Below are 16,759 nucleotides of genomic sequence, written 5' to 3'. Positions count from 1 at the left end.
AGAGGAACGATAAGTCAATTAATACTCTATGTTTAATTCCTTAATACGCTTATCGAGAGTGTTTCGGTTTATGCCGAGGAACTTGGCTACCCGCGTTTTCGTGTATCGATACTTCTTCATTGCGTACTGAATTAATTTTTTTTCAATTTCTCCAATTACTACTTCGAGTGCCTTACCATCGAGTGCGTCCAGCCTTGCATCAGTGTATATATTCTCACCCACATCCAGGGTAAGATGGGTTGATTCCGAGGAATAGTCTTCCCGGCTTATCAGGCTTGCATTAATTTTTTCTGAAAGATCCGAGAAGTCTTCTTCTCCCAGAGTTTCATTTTGTGCGAGGACCACAGCTCTTTCTATGATGTTTTCCAGTTCCCTTACATTCCCTGGCCAACTGTAGTTAATCAGAATTTTAAGTGCATCTTTAGAAACGCTCTTGATGCCCTTATTATTCTCACGTGAATATTTTTCCATAAAGTGAGCAATCAGCAGGGGAATATCTTCGGTTCTTTCCCGTAAGGGAGGAGTAGGGATATTTACTACATTTAATCGATAATAAAGGTCGGAACGAAATTTCTTTTCAGCGATCAGCTCTTCAAGGTTGGCGTTGGTTGCTGCAAGAATTCGAATATCCACTTTTTTAACTTTTACTGCTCCTACAGCTTCGATTTCCTTTTCCTGGAGAACTCTAAGAAGCTTGGATTGGAGGTTGAGATCCATTTCACCGATTTCATCAAGAAAAATGGTTCCACCGTCAGCCAGTTCGAATTTACCTTTTTTATCAGCCACAGCACCCGTAAAGGAACCTTTTTTATGCCCGAAAAGTTCACTTTCCAGAAGGTTTTCCGGAATGGCTGCACAGTTTATTTTAATAAAGGGCTTATCGGAACGATTTCCATTATAATGAATGGCAGAAGCTATCATCTCTTTTCCGGTTCCGGACTCACCGGTAATTAAAACAGAGGCCCGTGAATCAGCAACGAGCTGGATTTTCTCAAATAGTTTTTCCATACTGCGAGAACGACCGATGAGAGAGCCGAATCTGTATTTATTTTTCAGTTCGCGCTTCAAGAGAACATTCTCTCTTGAAATTTCCTGAGTCGCTTCATCTACAAGATTCTGTATTTTCAGTGCCTGGGCTATAAAAGAAGAAACAACCTCCAGGAAGTCCATATAAGTCTGCATGTCAACAGGATGTTCCGGTCTATCGCTTCTCGCGAGAAAGGCGCTTAAGACCCCGATTACCGATTGTTCACTCTTAATGGGTAGGGAGAGCAGGCTAACCTTGGAATGTCCTTTGAAATAATCCAGATAACCTACCCGGTTTAAATAGGTCGGTTCTTTGCTTACATTGTCGACAATGATTCCCTGGCCGGTTTCAAAAACTTTACCGGTAATGCCTTCTCCCATTTCATACATGCCGCGCTCTACTTCTTCCTGATTTAAGCCGGCTGCTGAAACAATTTTTAGTTTTTCTATTTCTTTGCTATAAAGGATGATAGTTCCCTTTTGCAGTCTAAGAGTGCTTTCCATTGTGGAAAGTACCGAGTAGAAGATTTCATTCAGATCAAGTGAGGAAGAAACTACTCTTGAAATTTCAATTAAAACTCTCTGTATGTTATTTTTTTGTTCCAGACTTCGAAATACTTGCAGGTTTTTAAAAATTTGAGCAGCCTGATTCGCTAAAATAGACACAATTTCGAGATGCTCCTGGCTAAAGGCATTTTTTCGGTCTGAATCGAGGGAAATTACCCCGATGACATTGTCCTCTACGATCATAGGAACGGCCAGCTCGGACTTTATTTTCTCATCGATAGCGATATAACTCGGATCTTTACTTACATCATTAATCAGCTTGGGTTTCCCGGAGTAAGCCACTTTTCCTGTGACTCCTTCTCCGATTTTCAACCTGGTCTTCTGGGCAACTGTAGGGTTTAAGCCTCTAACCCTCACAATGTCCAGATAAGATTCCTCGTAGTTGATGAGCATGAGGGTTCCGGATTCAACATGGCAGAAGTTGATACAGTTATCCAGTATCAGGTCTAATAACCTGTCCTGGTCCAGGGTCGAGTTCATCGCCATGGTGACCTCAGAAATGGATAAAAAGGGGCTTAGATTACTTTTCTCTGACATTGCTTAAAACATTAACAATCTGCTCTTTAATTAGTCAAGCACTATTTACAGCTTCAACATTTTATCACGTAAAAGAGCAGCTTTTTCAAAATTTAATTCCCGTGCTGCCTGAAGCATTGCTTCTTTTAGCTTTTCACGGAGCTTTTCCTTAGTTTTATACTTTTTCAAGTTGAAATCCCTGTCAATCTCATTTAAAAGGATTTCTTCATTGTTTGGCTCTGATTTTTCCCGGCTAATAATATCCTGTATTTCCTTACGAATAGTTTTTGGAGTAATTCCAAACTTCTTATTATGGTCTTCCTGGATTTTCCTTCTTCTTCTCGTTTCGTCTATAGCTTCTTGCATAGAGCGGGTGGTTTTTTCGGCGTAAAGAATGGCTTTTCCTTCTACGTTTCTTGCCGCACGGCCTATGGTCTGGATAAGAGATTTATAATTACGTAAAAAGCCTTCTTTATCGGCATCAAGAATGGCAACCAGGGATACTTCCGGAATGTCCAGACCTTCTCGTAAAAGGTTAATCCCGATGAGACAATCATAAACTCCCTTTCGTAAATCTCGAATTATTTCTACCCGCTCTATGGTTTCCACTTCAGAATGCAGATACGCTACTTTTAAACCCAGGTCTAAGAAATAATCACAGAGATCTTCCGACATTTTCTTGGTTAAAGTGGTTACTAAAACACGTTCTCCTTTTTCTTTTCGTTTTTGAATCTCTCCGAAAAGGTCATCTACCTGGTTGGAAACCGGTCTGACTTCTATTTCCGGATCGAGAAGTCCTGTGGGTCGGATAATCTGTTCTACTATAGAAGAGGATTCTTTCAGCTCGTATTCTGCCGGGGTGGCTGAAACAAAGAGAACACTTTTAGCTAAGGTTTCGAACTCTTTGAAGTTTAAGGGACGATTATCCAGAGCAGAGGGAAGGCGAAAACCGAAGTCGACCAGGGTTTCTTTTCTGGCCCGGTCTCCTGCATACATTCCTCCAATCTGAGGTACGGTTACGTGTGATTCATCGATAATTACCAGGAAATCTTTTTGAAAGTAGTCGAGCAGGCAGGCCGGTCTTTCTCCTTCCTTTCTCCCGGTTAAATGGCGGGAGTAATTCTCTATTCCACTACAGTATCCGAGCTCGCTGAGCATTTCCATATCGTAGTTGGTTCTGGATTCAATTCGTTCGGCTTCAAGAGGTTTATTGCTCTTCTTATAATGGATAAGTCTTTCTTTTAATTCTTCTCGAATTAAAGTAATGGCTTCTTTTAACATGGGTGAAGAGGTGATAAAGTGTTTGGCCGGATAAATGGCTAATTTTTCCTGCCTTGATATAATTTTACCGGTAAGGGGATGAATCCGGGAGATTTGCTCGATTTCATCTCCGAACATTTCAATGCGGATAGCATCTTCATGGTAAGCCGGCATCACTTCAATTGTATCTCCTCTGACCCGGAAATTTCCACGTGAAAAATCGGTATCATTTCTTTGATATTGAATGTGTAATAGTTTTTTGATGAGAGTGTTTCTATCGATTTCTTCACCGGTTTTCAGCATCAATAGAGCTTTAGAGTATTCATCCGGCGAACCGAGTCCATAAATACAGGAAACAGAGCTTATAATAATTACGTCATCCCGTTCTAGTAGGGAAGAGGTTGCCCGAAGACGAAGCTTGTCTATCTCCTCATTCAAAGACATGTCTTTTTCTATAAAGGTGTCGGTAGTGGGGACATAGGCTTCCGGTTGATAATAATCGTAATAAGATACAAAATATTCTACAGCATTTTCCGGAAAAAATTCTTTAAATTCACGGAATAGTTGAGCTGCCAGGGTTTTATTATGTGAGATAACGAGAGTAGGCTTGGCCAGTTCCTTAATGACCTGTGCCATGGTAAAGGTTTTTCCGGAACCTGTAACCCCAACTAAGGTTACTTTATTCTCTCCGTTCTGATAAGCTTTATGGATTTGTTGGATTGCTTTTTTTTGATCTCCGGCCGGTTCATAGGGAGAATGTAAGGTAAAAATACTCATTAAGCCGGAATTTTCTTAATGGCAGTTAATCTCGCCTGTTTTTTATCTTCAATAATGGAGAGATCGATTTGATCAAAAAGCTTTTGCATTACCATGACTCCCCGCATAAGGGTTATTTTGGCAGAGTACTTTCCTCTTTCGATTTCCTCGTCTAATTCAAACTCTTTGATTTTATTGGTAACACTTATGTGAAAGATTCTCTGGGTTTGCTCGATATAATAGTCTACATCTACTTCGTTTCCATCACCATACTTTACTGCATTTTCGACGGCTTCGATGGTTGCAATACTGATATCGATAATATCTTCCTCAGATACTCCATTGAAGGTTAAGAAGAACTCCAGGCGGCTTTTTACGAATTGAATGGGGGAGAACTTAGAATGTCCGAGGATAGTAAATCTATCTTCATTTAATTTCAATGGCATTAATTTTGAATCAGACTTCAGACAAAACTCTTTATTATCAAAACCACCTTTGTAGAGGTCATGACACTGAATCAGCTTATCAAGAATTTTCCCGACATTCTCTTTGGAAAATTCTACTTCTTCTCCCGTTTTCATCAAAAAACTCATGTGTAACCAGCTAACAAAATCATCCAAATTACCGGAAAGGCCAAGGGATGATAAATGGCAGAGTTCTTTCTCTAGTTCTGGTTCAAATATTTCGCAAGCCATGTGTCTGGAAACAGGATAGTTCCAAGTTTATAAATGTAAAGTGAATATTTTTCTTCTTTCTATTTTTATTAAGCAGGAATGGGGGGTAAGAACGAAAAATTAACAAAGGAAAGTCCTATTTTTTTTAAAAACAGGACTTTTAACAGCATATTTTTATAATTTAAACTCGACTACTTCTGATAATTCATCAGAAGATAGGATTTTTTCGATATCCATGATAATAATGAAGCGATTATCTTTTTTGGCTACACCTATTATATACCGGGAAGAAATACCTTTTACCGAGGGAGGAGGTGGATCGATTTGAGCTGAGGTGAAATGAACCACATGCGATACTTTATCTACAACTACTCCGAGGGACTTTCCTTTTATTTTAACAATAATAGCCCGGTTGATTTCTCTCTCTGTAGACTTTTTATTCATAATTTTCTTACTGAGGTCAATCAGGTTTACAATATTTCCCCGATTGTCCATTAAACCAACAAAGTAGTCCTTTGATTTGGGAACCTTAATCAGGTTCGTAACTTTAACAATCTCTTCGACATTGGAGATGGAAATAGCGTAATCTTCTTCACCGATAGTAAAGGTGATGTACTGATCATTTAAATGGCTATTATCATGTGATGGCATAGATTATTTCCTAATAGATTCTTCTATTATTTATTAGAATGAGTTGCTTGTAAATGAATTTCTTTTTAAAATCAATATTTTGTATACCCCTCATAGAAAAAGTAGGAACCCACCATTAAAAAAAGAATTACTTTTGATAAAAGGGGGGCTCTTTTCCTGAGTTTCCAGTCCAGGCCTCCAAAAAAGAAACCCAGAGCACCAATTCCGGCACCTAATATTACAAAATCAAAAGAATACAGGTAAATCAATACGCTCAAGGCTGCTCCCATTCCTGCATCAAAAACTTCTCCCCAGAAACGCTCTTTGATTCTTTCGCGAAGAGGTTTTTTTCTATGTGTAGTAAAACGAAAGCGCTTGAGTCTTTCGAAAAAAGCTTCTCCAAACCTATTTTCTCTGGTTGAATACTCACCTGTCCTGTCCGGACTTAAATCAAATTCTTCTCTTCCGAGGGATACACGGGAAATTCCGTAAATCCCTGATAAGGAACGTAAGAGATCATCATCCGGTAAACTGGAGAAAATCGCCTTAAAAGGGGCTACCTTTTTCTTGATGGATATGTTGGAATTATTAGTTACATCCTTCTCACGGATACTCTGTCCTTTTTTTATTATGGCTACATATTCTTTTTTATCTTCAGATTCTATCTGTAAATATAGCCGTACCAGTTCATCTTTAAAGTTGTATTCTGCCCTCAGGATGTCTCCTGCGGGCGTTCTGGCTACATAAGATTTATGGTACCCATGAGTTTTTGTCCGCGAATGCTTCCACCAGGTTCTATAAAGCTGATAGTCTTTTCCAAATGCCATACAGAATATATATCGGAAAAATCCATAACAGCTTTATGAAGTACTGACTCTTTAGGAAAAAGGATTATTTTTTCTTATGCCTGTTTGCTCTTCTCTTTTTCTTTCTCTTATGTGTCGCTATTTTTCTACGTTTTCTTTTTTTTCCAGAAGGCATTCTACACTCACTCCTTTTTTATTTTACTATAGACTTAATTTTAATCTAAATATTTTTGTAAACCTCTATTTTTCCGCATTTCTGCTAACATGAGTTTTATATCATCTAAGCCCTCTCTGGAGGAAATAAATAGAACATCTTCTTCTTCTACGACCACGAGATTGTTTACCCCGAGAAAGGTAATAAGTTCTTTTTTTACAGAGGTTATATTCCCGGTCGATTTAAAGTAAAAGGCTTTCTTTCCGGCATGAAAGTTCCCATCGGTTTCTTCCTGTATTCTTTCGAGGGAAAGCCAGGAACCGACATCATCCCAGGCAAAACTGGCTTTTACCATTTTTATATTCGTACTTTTTTCCATGAGGGCTTTATCAATAGGTTCGGAAGGTAAAAGCTTGAAAGTTGCAGCCAGTTCTCCAATTTTCTTAAACGGAAAGGCTGATTTTAAAGGGCCGATTATATAGGGAGCGTATTTTTCAAGCTCCTGAAGGATAACACTGGTTTTCCAGGTAAAAATTCCCGGGTTCCAGTACATAGTTTTTCTTTGTATGTATTTTTTCGCTGTTTTGAAGTCGGGTTTCTCAAAAAAGGCATTTACCAGAAAACCTGTATAGGTGGGTTTTCCGGCTGAAATATAGCCGTATCCGGTTTCCGGTCGATTGGGCTTTACTCCTAAGAGAACCAGACTCCCTTCTTTGGCCTCGATAATTGCCGATTTCATTGTGGCTGTAAATTCTTTTACCGGGTTGATATACGCATCGGAAGAAAGGACTACCTGAACCGGATCGCCAAACTTTTGCTGGAAATGCAGAGACGCGAGGGCAATGATAGCGGCGGTATTCTTTCCTTCGGGTTCAATAATGAAGTTTTTTTCGGAAAAAGACTTTTCCTGTTCGAGGATCATTTTCTTTAAAAAAAGATTGGTGCCTATAAAAATTCTGTCGGGGCTTGTCAGGCTTAAGGCACGGTTTAAAGTTTCTTTGAGCAGGGTTTTGTTTGAATAAATTTTTAGTAATTGCTTGGGTAGGTTTCTTCTGGAACGGGGCCAAAACCTTTCACCGATTCCACCGGCCAGGATTAAAACAACAGGTTTATCTTGATTCATTGGTTTCTCTTTATTCTATTATTTTGGGTAATTTCTTTAAACTGTAATTTTTAGAGTGGGTGGTCTGAGGCTTTTCTACTGTCCAATCTCCTGCATTGATATGAATTTGACCGGACTTTATCCCCAGCCTATCCATAATAACAAAGTCCTTCATGTGAGGATTCTGTTTTAAGAACGCTGACATTTTTTCCAGAAATTGAAAGTATACTTCATCTTTCTTTTTTTGTTCTAGACTGTATAAATCTCCCTTTAATTCAGCCTGTTTTTTTTCCAGAAGGGACTTCACTGTAACATCCCCGGATAGCATGAGTTCTTTAAACAGATTTTCCGGTGGAAATTTCTCTTTCTTCAAGGCAAGAGCTTCTGTTTTGATACCAAACTTCAAAAGAAAATTTGGCATTTCCCTGGTTTGAATACCACTTTTTTCGGTATTTAACTTGAGCTTTAATGCTGAAATGTTCGTTATTGCAGGAAGAGCTTCAAAATAAGAATCGAAGTATCGATAAATTTTTTCTTTTATAAACTCATCGATACCTTCCATTGTTTTTCCATTATTTAGATAAACAGATTCTAATTCAGAATCTGATATCGAGTACGTCATAGTTCCTTTCCATTCAAAACTTTTTACGGAAGCCGGAAAATCAGGAAGAGTATCCTGACTTAAGTCCCTCTTATAGTAAAAAGATAGGAATCTTTTTTTGTAAATTTTTCGTTCAACCTGCAAAAAACCCGGATAAATGAGTTCCGGTATAAAAACGAACCCTTCTCCGACCTTAATTTCTTTCAAGGTCCGGCTACTATAATGAAGGATCAGGAATTCACCTTCATGAATACGGTAGCAACTCACAAACCCGAGGTATGTAAGTCCGGCCAGAAAAATAAAAAATGCCAGTAATTTTATAAGTCTTTGCATTCGAACGGAAAAGCTTTATTTATTCTCCGCCAGTTTCTTTTTGTTCCCTGTTATCCTTGCTATCATCCGGTTGGAGCTTTATCGTTTTTGAAGGAATAATTGTGGAAACAGCGTGTTTGTATACAAGCTGCTGCTTTCCTTCTTTTCCATCCTGCTCAAGAATGAAAGTGAAGTTATCAAAGCTGGTAACTCTTCCTTTTAGCGGTACCCCATTTAAAAGGTAAACAGTTAACTCAACTTTATCTTTCCGTGCTGTATTTAGGATATGATCCTGTATGTTATTTTTAGCAGACATTCCTTATGGTCTCTCCCCTATTTTTTTTATTTCTTCCAAGGCGGAATTCCAGGACACAGGTTTAAGCGTGACTTCCTTTTTAAACCATGTTATTTGTTTCTTGGCATAGTTTCTATGTGACCTGGAAAATAACTCATAGAATATCCCAATATCGATTTTTCCCTGTATATTTTCAACCGCAAAATTGTATCCCAGTGATTTTAAAGCGGGGCAGTTTTTTCCAAATCTGTCTATCACATTTTTTGTTTCTTCGATAATTCCTGCTTCAATCATTTCCTTCACTCTCCTGTTAATCCTTTCATAGAGAACAGCTCTTTCATGGTGAATAAAGAAGCCCTGTATCTCTGTACCAGGATACCGAGAAAAGAAGCTTTGAGAAGTATCGGGTTTGGCTTCTGACCACTTTTTTCCACTACTGATTACAATTTCAAGAGCCCGGCAGACTCTATAATCGTCGTTATAATTGATTTTTTTACAGGCCTCGGGATCTTTTTCTTCTAATTGGAACCAGCGCTCTTCTCGACTCAGACTTTCTAAATCTTTCCTTAACTCAAAAGAACCGGATGCAAATTCAAACATTCCATTTAAAAAGGCTTTCAAGTAAAAGCCGGTTCCGCAGGTAATGAGAGGGATTTTTCCTTTTGAATAGACTTCTTCTAAAGCGAGGAAGGCTTTTTGGGTAAATTTAGCTGCATTTATTTCTTCATCGGGAGGAAGGAAATCAACAAGATGATGGGGAATTTTGTTTCGAAGAGAAAGGGAAGGTTTAGCAGTTCCTACTTCCAGAACCTGATAAACCTGCCGCGAGTCAAAAGATAAAATTTCGAACCTTTCCGGGTCCAGTTCGCTTATGAGTGAAGATTTTCCAGCACCTGTGGGTGCTGTCAGGATACATAGTTTACGACTAATTATCCTCTTCCTCCAAAATTGTATCATCGTCCTCATCCAAATTATTTGTCTTGTCGAGGATGAGTTCATCATCAAACTCTGAGTCGCTTACTTCGAATTCCTGTCTGGCTTTGACCGGAATTCTTTGCTTGGACACAGGTTTATTGGCCTGATCGGCACCACATTTCGGACATACGGCTTTTTCTTTTCCCATATCATAAAATTTTCCAGAACATTGGAAGCAGCTATGCTTTTTTCCTAACTCTGTTTTACTGATAGGACTTGAAATTTTTTTCTCTTCCATATGAATTGAAGTCCTTTTGTCCACTTTCTTCCCTGTAGGCTTGCTTTGTTTTTTTGCAATACCAGACTCTGCAATTTGCATCATTCGTATCCCTTTTACAAAGTTGATCATCTATACGTTTCGGAATAATCTGATCAAGTTTTTTTTTAATGTATAAGAATAGTTAAAGAAAAAATTTCTTTATCTTGATAAAATTGAGTAAAGTGCCAAAATAGTTCTATGATAGATAATAACCAACTACATGGCCGTCTGGTTATTCGCCAGCTAAAGATGGAAGACTATGAAGAGATTAAAACATTGCAGGAAATTTGTTTTCCGGGGATTAAGCCCTGGTCAAAAGAGCAGTTTAACTCACAGGTTACCGTCTTTCCGGAAGGGCAATTGTGCGTAGAATACGAGAAACAAATTGTGGCTTCTTCGTCCAGTCTTATTGTTGATTTTGATATTTATGGAGAAGAGCATTCCTTTCAGCAGGTCACGGATAATGCTTATATACGAAATCATAACCCGGAGGGTGACACCTTATACGGAATGGAGATTATGGTTCATCCTGATTTTCGGAGCATGAAGTTGGCACGCCGTTTATATGAGGCCCGGAAACAACTGGTCATCAATATGAACCTGATGAGAATTGTAGTGGGCGGGAGGCTTCCGGCCTATCATTTACACAAGGATAAATTAAGTGTACGAGAATATATTGATAGAGTAATATACAAATCTATCTATGATCCTGTTTTGACATTTCAAATAGCAAATGGTTTTGTTTTAAAAAGGGTGATTAAATCCTATCTTGAATCGGATATGGAATCTGATGGTAATGCTACTCTTTTAGAATGGGTGAATCTGGACTATTCTCCCGATAAACATAAACGATATCTGAGTTCTAAACCGGTGCGAATTTGTGCTGTGCAATATATGATGAGAGCCATCCGGTCTTTTGAGGATTTTGCAATTCAGTGTGAGTATTTTGTGGATGTTGCCTCGAATTATAGGAGTGATTTTGTGTTATTTCCTGAAATTTTTACTACTCAATTACTTTCTTTTATAGAAGCCAAAAGGCCGGGTGTTGCTGCCAGAGAGTTAGCTGGCTATACACCGCAATATACAGAACTATTTCATAAGCTTTCTCTGAAATATAATATAAATATTATTGGAGGTTCTCACTTTGTTTTAGAGGATGATAATCTTTATAATGTGGCTTTTTTATTTAAGCGAAATGGAGAGATTAAAAAACAATATAAAATTCATATTACTCCTAATGAAAGAAAGTGGTGGGGAGTGCATCGTGGAGATGTAATACAGGTATTTGATACAGATAAATGTCGTATAGCCATAGCCATTTGTTATGATATAGAATTTCCGGAGTTAGTGCGGATAGCGGTAGAAAAAGGCGCTCAAATTGTTTTTGTTCCGTTTTGTACAAATGATAGGGAAGGGTACTTACGTGTACGCTATTGTGCACAGGCCAGGTGTATCGAAAATCAGATTTATGTAGCTATAGCTGGAAATGTGGGAAATCTTCCCAATGTTGAAAATATGGATGTGCAGTATGCCCAGTCAGCTATATTAACTCCTTCTGATCTGGTTTTTTCGAGGGATGGAATCGCTTCTGAATGTACTCCCAATATCGAAACAGTTGTGATTCATGATGTGGATTTGGAGACTTTAAGAAGGCATAGAGTTACCGGAACTACATTGAACTGGTTAGATAGAAGACTTGATCTCTATGAGTTAAAAGAAAAGGTCGATAAATAATTTTTTTGGATATTATAAGAAGGTTTATTGAGTATGTTGAAGCCTGGAAAGCCAGATAATGAAAAAGAACGATTGAGAGATTTGTATTCGTATGATATACTCGATTCTCCTTCTGAAGAATCCTTTAACCGGATTACAAGACTTGCCAGAAAGTATTTAAATATTCCTATTTCTCTCATTTCCTTGATAGATGAAAATAGGCAGTGGTTTAAATCGAAGGATGGATTAAGTGTAAGTCAAACAGAAAGAGATATTTCCTTTTGTGCCCATGCCATCCTGGAAGACTCCACTTTTGTAGTGAAAGACGCTTCTAAGGATGAACGTTTTTATGATAATCCTCTTGTAAGTAGTGGAGTAAAAATTCGGTTTTATGCCGGTACTCAGCTTAAAACACCGGAAGGATACAATATCGGTACGCTCTGTGTAATTGATTATAAAAGTAGGAATCTTACTTTTGACGAAAAAAGTGTTCTCGAAGACCTTGGCAAAATTGTTATTAACGAACTTGAACTCAGAAAGAAATATATAGCCGAGAAAAAAACATCTGTAGATATTTTACGCAGGAAGATTTTTTATAAGAGTATATTGGATTCTACAAATGATTCCATTGTTGTAATGAATGAAAATGGTATAATACAGGAAGTGAATGAATCTACTAAAAAAATATTCATGTATTCGAGAGAAGAACTTATCGGCCAAAATGTAAATATTTTAATGCCAGAACCCTATAAGTCGGAGCACGATGGCTATATTAGTGATTATTTGAATACTGGTTTTAAGAAGGTTATCGGGAAGTTTAGAGAGTTAAAAGCCATCAAAAAAAATGGAGAAGTTTTTCCCTGTGAACTTTCCGTGAATGAAGTAAAAATAGAAGAAGAATCTTTTTTTACAGGTGTTCTGCGGGATTTAACAGAACTAAATCTGAGTAGAAAGAAGCAAGAAAGGCAATTGGAAGGTATGAAAGTCTTAAACCAGATTGCTTCCGTTCAAGACTTAGGGTTTGAACAATTATTACAGATAGTTTCTGATTATTTAAAGCTTCCTATAGGAATGATTAGTAATATTGAAAATTCATTATATACTATTGAATACTGTATCTCTTTTATACCTTCTTTTGCTCCGGAAAGAAAGAGCTATAGCTTAGAAGATACGTATTGTAATTTTTGTATAAAAGAGAGGAATGTATTTGCTATTGAAAATATACATAATTCAGAATATATCTCTTTTCCATGTTATGAAATTTTTCGCTTCGAATCCTACATTGGAATTCCTATTTTTCTGAATGAAGCCATAATCGGAACCGTAAGTTTTGCTTCCATAAAACCCTTTTCCCGTAAATTCGATGAAGCAGATGAAGAGTTTTTTCGAATGCTTTCAAAACTTTTGTCTTCAATAATGATTCAACATAATATGAATGAAAAGTTACGAAGAAGTGAAGAAAGGTTAAAGCGGGGACAGAATTTTGCAAATATTGGAACCTGGGATTGGAATATTCAAACAGGAGAGCTCTACTGGACGGAAAAAATTGCTCCCTTATTCGGATATCCGGAAGGAGAATTAGAAACCAGTTATGAAAACTTTTTGAGAGCTCTTCATCCGGAAGATAGGGAAAAGGTTGTAAAGGCTATCGATGCTTGTATTTATTCTGATGTGGATTATTATATTGAGCATCGAGTTCTCTGGCCGAATGGAAAAATTCGGTGGTTATTAGAAAAAGGAGATGTGCTAAGGAATGAAGAGGGGGAACCCGTTCAAATGCTCGGTGTGGTTCAGGATATTACCCATATAAAAGAAGCTGAGCAGGCACTTCTTAAGTCTAAAGAAGAAGCGAATCAGGCGAATAGAGCGAAATCAGAGTTTCTCTCATCTATGAGTCACGAACTAAGAACTCCCCTGAATGCTATTTTGGGATTTTCTCAATTATTGGAACTGAATACACGAGAACCTCTCAGGGAAAAACAGAAAACTTATGTAAGTCAGATTCTCAATGGAGGAAATTATTTATTAGCCTTAATTAATGATGTTTTGGATCTAACAAAAATTGAAGCAGGTAGAATCAGTCTTTCTATGGAACCTATTGAGCTAAAAAAAGTTATAGAAGACTGTCTTGCTCTGGCTCATACCCTGGCCACTAAAAGAAGCGTTCGAATACACACTCATCTGGAAACTCCATCCTCTCTTTTTGTCATGGCGGATTTTACAAGGATAAAGCAAGTCTTACTAAATTTACTTTCGAATGCAGTAAAATATAATCACAAAGAAGGTTCTGTAATCATCAAGACCAAAATTTTGGATGATGAATATGTTCGGATTCAAGTGGATGATAGTGGTTTTGGAATTCCTGAGGAGAAGCATAAAGATTTGTTTCAATCCTTTTCGAGACTCGGACAGGAAAAATCACAGATTGAAGGTACCGGTATTGGCCTTGTGATTACAAAAAAAATTATTGAAGCAATGAATGGAAGGATGGGATTTAGCAGCGAGGGGGGGAAAGGTAGTTCATTTTGGTTTGAACTAAAATATACAATAAAAATAAAGGATTCTCCTGAAGCATCTTTACCATATGATAAGAGTATTTCTATCGGTGTAGAAAAAAAACGATTAATTATATACATAGAAGACAATCCTGCAAATATAGTCTTGATGGAAGAAGTGATTGGTAATTATCCGGGATTACAACTGATGAGTATACATAATGCTGAGTTAGGTATTGAACTTATTATCAAAGAGAAGCCGGATCTTGTTATCATGGATATAAATCTTCCCGGAATGAGTGGTATTGAAGCTATTGAAAAGATAAAAATGAATCCGGATATTAAAGATATACCCGTGATTGCCCTTTCTGCCAATGTGACTTTTTCTGATAGCAGGAAAGGGAAAGAACTTGGTTTTATGGAGTATATAGCTAAACCTATAAAGGTAAATGAACTTTTATTTACTCTACAAAAGGTGTTAAATATTTAAATGGAAAATATGGATTTACTTGTAAAAGCTGGAAAAATTTTAATAGTAGACGATACTCCTTTTAATGTGCTACTATTAGAGGAATTATTAATAGCATCCGGTTATACAAATATCTTGACAACTACTGATCCCCAAACTGTATTAGAACTTCATAAAAAACATCACTTTGATGTAATTCTCTTGGATATACGTATGCCGGTTATGGATGGTTTTGATGTAATGCGAGCATTGAAAATAGTACATCGCAAGGATACACTTCCGGTGATTGTAATAACAGCACAGGATGACAAAGAAACCAGGCATAGAGCTTTAGAGTTTGGTGCTCAGGATTTTGTAGTAAAACCATTTGATACATTAGAAATATTGTATAGACTAAAAAACTTTTTGCAACTCCGTATTTTATTTAATGAACATAAGAAGAGAAGTGAGATCTTGGAAGAAAAAGTCCAGGAGCGAACAAAAGAATTGCAAGAAACGAGGTTGGAAATTGTTCGAAAATTGGGACGTGCCGCAGAATATAGAGATAATGAAACCGGTATGCATGTAGTACGTATGTCCAAAATGTCAGCCTTGTTAACGGAAACTCTGGGTTTTGAACCCTATTTTGTTTCCTTGATTTTGCAGGCGAGTCCCATGCATGATGTAGGGAAAATTGGAATTTCGGATAATATACTTTTAAAACCTGGAAAATTAACAGATGAAGAATTTAAGATTATGAAAACTCATGCTTATATAGGCTATGAAATTCTTTCAGGACATGATTCGGATTTATTACAATTGGCTGCCAGCATAGCCTACCATCACCATGAAAAATGGGATGGTTCGGGTTATCCCAGAGGTCTAAAAGCTGAAGAGATTCCTATCGAAGGAAGAATTATTGCTATTTGCGATGTTTTTGATGCTTTAATTTCCGTTCGTCCTTATAAAAAAGCCTGGACAGTCGAAAAAACGATGAGCTACATCAATGATAGTTCCGGAAAACATTTTGACCCGGAACTGGTTAAGGCTTTTAATTCAATTCTACCATCTATTATAAATATAGCAAGAGAATATTCCGATGTATGTATATGACTAAAACTATGAAGATAATATTTTTATTACTAATAACTTTTTTCCTTTCATTTAGCTATGTTTTTCCCGAAGACATGAAGGTTCAAAAAAACCTGAAACTAAAATCAAAAACTACCTATGATCCAAAACGTAAAAAAATTGGAGAATGGAAGTTTACTTTTTTTGAAGATGGAAGTATGGAAAAAGAAGAATATTATGCTTTCGATGAAAAAGAACCTTCTATTGTTAAGCAAAAAAATAAACTTGGTAAAGAAATCCTCCATATAAATAAGGAGTTGGGAATAGAAAATCGTATTGAATACGATGATAAGGGACGAAGAAAGAAAGAGTGGTTTAAGAAGGATGATATAATATTAGAAAAAGATTATTCTTATCTTGATGAAAAAAGAATTATGAGAGTGGTTGAAAAACTTGCCGGGAAACCTATAAGTGTAACACAGGTGCATTTTACCGAGTTTGATAAGAAAAAAGAGGTAATTGTTTTTGAGCCAAAGTCCTGGGCAAAAAAAGAAAGAAGCATTTTTATGTACAATCAAAAACAACAGTTAAAGGGTAGGATTGACTTCAAATATAAAGATAACAAAGAATATGTTGAACTAAAAGATTTTTATCTATATTATGATAATGGAAACCTCTGGAAGGAAGATACACTTTATTTCAAAGACGATAAGATTGTGGGAAAGAAAATCTTTCGATACATATATTTTCCTAATAGTTCCGAACTAAAAGTAAAAACTCAATGTTGTAAATATGGTAAAAAATATCCGGTCTATGAAAAGAAAATTACGAGAGATAAAGAGAATCGAATTTTAAGTGTTTCTATAGTGGACAAAGAAAATGAATATATCAAGGAAAGTATTTACCGATATAAGAAAAATGGGAGTTATTTTCTTGTAGATAGAGTTTTTAATCTTGATAAGGAAGCAAAAAAGATAAAGATCGGAATGTATAGAAATGGACAAATCTATCAGGAACGAATTTATAAAACAGATAAAAAATTAAAGAAAATTATCCGGTATAAATACTATCCCAAATCAAACAGTGGGTCCTAAACCCA

Annotated in this window: 14 protein-coding genes; 4 read left to right on the top strand and 10 right to left on the bottom strand. The window is 36.9% G+C overall.

The window, feature by feature from the left end:
• Positions 1 to 18 precede the first annotated feature (18 nt).
• The 10 genes from H7A25_15505 to H7A25_15460 form a co-directional block, all read right to left on the bottom strand.
• Entirely contained in the window at positions 19 to 2,073 is a 2,055-nt protein-coding gene (locus tag H7A25_15505; GenBank protein MCP5501306.1) for a sigma 54-interacting transcriptional regulator, read from the bottom strand.
• A 102-nt stretch (positions 2,074 to 2,175) separates the two neighbouring features.
• Positions 2,176 to 4,146, bottom strand: coding sequence for an excinuclease ABC subunit UvrB (gene uvrB, locus H7A25_15500; protein ID MCP5501305.1), 1,971 nt, complete (start codon positions 4,144 to 4,146; stop codon positions 2,176 to 2,178).
• On the bottom strand, positions 4,146 to 4,820 hold the full coding sequence (locus tag H7A25_15495) for an ATP-binding protein (protein MCP5501304.1): 675 nt from the start codon (positions 4,818 to 4,820) through the stop codon (positions 4,146 to 4,148). Before H7A25_15495 ends, uvrB begins: the two co-directional genes overlap by 1 nt.
• 153 nt (positions 4,821 to 4,973) lie before the next feature.
• Positions 4,974 to 5,450 carry a purine-binding chemotaxis protein CheW gene (locus H7A25_15490; protein MCP5501303.1) on the bottom strand — a complete coding sequence of 159 codons (477 nt, stop codon included), beginning with the start codon at positions 5,448 to 5,450 and terminating at the stop codon, positions 4,974 to 4,976.
• Positions 5,451 to 5,521: 71 nt separating this feature from the next.
• On the bottom strand, positions 5,522 to 6,256 hold the full coding sequence (locus H7A25_15485) for a hypothetical protein (protein ID MCP5501302.1): 735 nt from the start codon (positions 6,254 to 6,256) through the stop codon (positions 5,522 to 5,524).
• 194 nt (positions 6,257 to 6,450) lie between these two features.
• On the bottom strand, positions 6,451 to 7,512 hold the full coding sequence (locus H7A25_15480) for a mannose-1-phosphate guanylyltransferase (GenBank protein MCP5501301.1): 1,062 nt from the start codon (positions 7,510 to 7,512) through the stop codon (positions 6,451 to 6,453).
• Between the two features lie 10 nt (positions 7,513 to 7,522).
• Entirely contained in the window at positions 7,523 to 8,425 is a 903-nt protein-coding gene (locus tag H7A25_15475; protein ID MCP5501300.1) for a hypothetical protein, read from the bottom strand.
• Positions 8,426 to 8,444: 19 nt separating this feature from the next.
• The gene (gene hfq / locus H7A25_15470; GenBank protein MCP5501299.1) at positions 8,445 to 8,720 is read right to left on the bottom strand and encodes an RNA chaperone Hfq; all 276 of its coding nucleotides are present in this window, start codon (positions 8,718 to 8,720) and stop codon (positions 8,445 to 8,447) included.
• A 3-nt stretch (positions 8,721 to 8,723) separates the two neighbouring features.
• Complete coding sequence (gene miaA / locus H7A25_15465; protein MCP5501298.1) at positions 8,724 to 9,629, bottom strand: tRNA (adenosine(37)-N6)-dimethylallyltransferase MiaA; 906 nt, start codon at positions 9,627 to 9,629, stop codon at positions 8,724 to 8,726.
• The gene (locus tag H7A25_15460; protein ID MCP5501297.1) at positions 9,625 to 10,023 is read right to left on the bottom strand and encodes an FYDLN acid domain-containing protein; all 399 of its coding nucleotides are present in this window, start codon (positions 10,021 to 10,023) and stop codon (positions 9,625 to 9,627) included. The genes miaA and H7A25_15460 overlap by 5 nt, the downstream gene beginning before the upstream one ends.
• A 108-nt stretch (positions 10,024 to 10,131) precedes the next feature.
• Here H7A25_15460 and H7A25_15455 point away from each other — a divergent pair, with 108 nt between their 5' ends.
• The 4 genes from H7A25_15455 to H7A25_15440 are packed head-to-tail and all read left to right on the top strand — an operon-like array spanning position 10,132 to position 16,754.
• The gene (locus tag H7A25_15455; GenBank protein ID MCP5501296.1) at positions 10,132 to 11,667 is read left to right on the top strand and encodes a GNAT family N-acetyltransferase; all 1,536 of its coding nucleotides are present in this window, start codon (positions 10,132 to 10,134) and stop codon (positions 11,665 to 11,667) included.
• 33 nt (positions 11,668 to 11,700) lie between these two features.
• Entirely contained in the window at positions 11,701 to 14,631 is a 2,931-nt protein-coding gene (locus H7A25_15450; GenBank protein MCP5501295.1) for a PAS domain S-box protein, read from the top strand.
• Positions 14,632 to 15,702 (top strand): response regulator, encoded by a 1,071-nt coding sequence (locus H7A25_15445; GenBank protein ID MCP5501294.1) that lies wholly within the window; start codon positions 14,632 to 14,634, stop codon positions 15,700 to 15,702.
• Between the two features lie 8 nt (positions 15,703 to 15,710).
• Positions 15,711 to 16,754, top strand: coding sequence for a hypothetical protein (locus H7A25_15440; GenBank protein ID MCP5501293.1), 1,044 nt, complete (start codon positions 15,711 to 15,713; stop codon positions 16,752 to 16,754).
• Positions 16,755 to 16,759: the final 5 nt, after the last annotated feature.

This window comes from Leptospiraceae bacterium, from assembly GCA_024233835.1.
Taxonomy (GTDB): Bacteria; Spirochaetota; Leptospiria; order Leptospirales; family Leptospiraceae; genus JACKPC01.
The sequence above is the reverse complement of the archived record's forward strand: the minus strand, read 5'-3'. Positions and strand labels throughout refer to the sequence as shown.

What these genes read in the sequence shown, in the direction of transcription:
- H7A25_15505 (MCP5501306.1), bottom strand. Translation starts at nt 2,073, where the DNA reads ATGAACTCGACCCTGGACCAGGACAGGTTATTAGACCTGATACTGGAT.
- uvrB (MCP5501305.1), bottom strand. Translation starts at nt 4,146, where the DNA reads ATGAGTATTTTTACCTTACATTCTCCCTATGAACCGGCCGGAGATCAA.
- H7A25_15495 (MCP5501304.1), bottom strand. Translation starts at nt 4,820, where the DNA reads ATGGCTTGCGAAATATTTGAACCAGAACTAGAGAAAGAACTCTGCCAT.
- H7A25_15490 (MCP5501303.1), bottom strand. Translation starts at nt 5,450, where the DNA reads ATGCCATCACATGATAATAGCCATTTAAATGATCAGTACATCACCTTT.
- H7A25_15485 (MCP5501302.1), bottom strand. Translation starts at nt 6,256, where the DNA reads ATGGCATTTGGAAAAGACTATCAGCTTTATAGAACCTGGTGGAAGCAT.
- H7A25_15480 (MCP5501301.1), bottom strand. Translation starts at nt 7,512, where the DNA reads ATGAATCAAGATAAACCTGTTGTTTTAATCCTGGCCGGTGGAATCGGT.
- H7A25_15475 (MCP5501300.1), bottom strand. Translation starts at nt 8,425, where the DNA reads ATGCAAAGACTTATAAAATTACTGGCATTTTTTATTTTTCTGGCCGGA.
- hfq (MCP5501299.1), bottom strand. Translation starts at nt 8,720, where the DNA reads ATGTCTGCTAAAAATAACATACAGGATCATATCCTAAATACAGCACGG.
- H7A25_15460 (MCP5501297.1), bottom strand. Translation starts at nt 10,023, where the DNA reads ATGATCAACTTTGTAAAAGGGATACGAATGATGCAAATTGCAGAGTCT.
- H7A25_15455 (MCP5501296.1), top strand. Translation starts at nt 10,132, where the DNA reads ATGATAGATAATAACCAACTACATGGCCGTCTGGTTATTCGCCAGCTA.
- H7A25_15450 (MCP5501295.1), top strand. Translation starts at nt 11,701, where the DNA reads ATGTTGAAGCCTGGAAAGCCAGATAATGAAAAAGAACGATTGAGAGAT.
- H7A25_15445 (MCP5501294.1), top strand. Translation starts at nt 14,632, where the DNA reads ATGGAAAATATGGATTTACTTGTAAAAGCTGGAAAAATTTTAATAGTA.
- H7A25_15440 (MCP5501293.1), top strand. Translation starts at nt 15,711, where the DNA reads ATGAAGATAATATTTTTATTACTAATAACTTTTTTCCTTTCATTTAGC.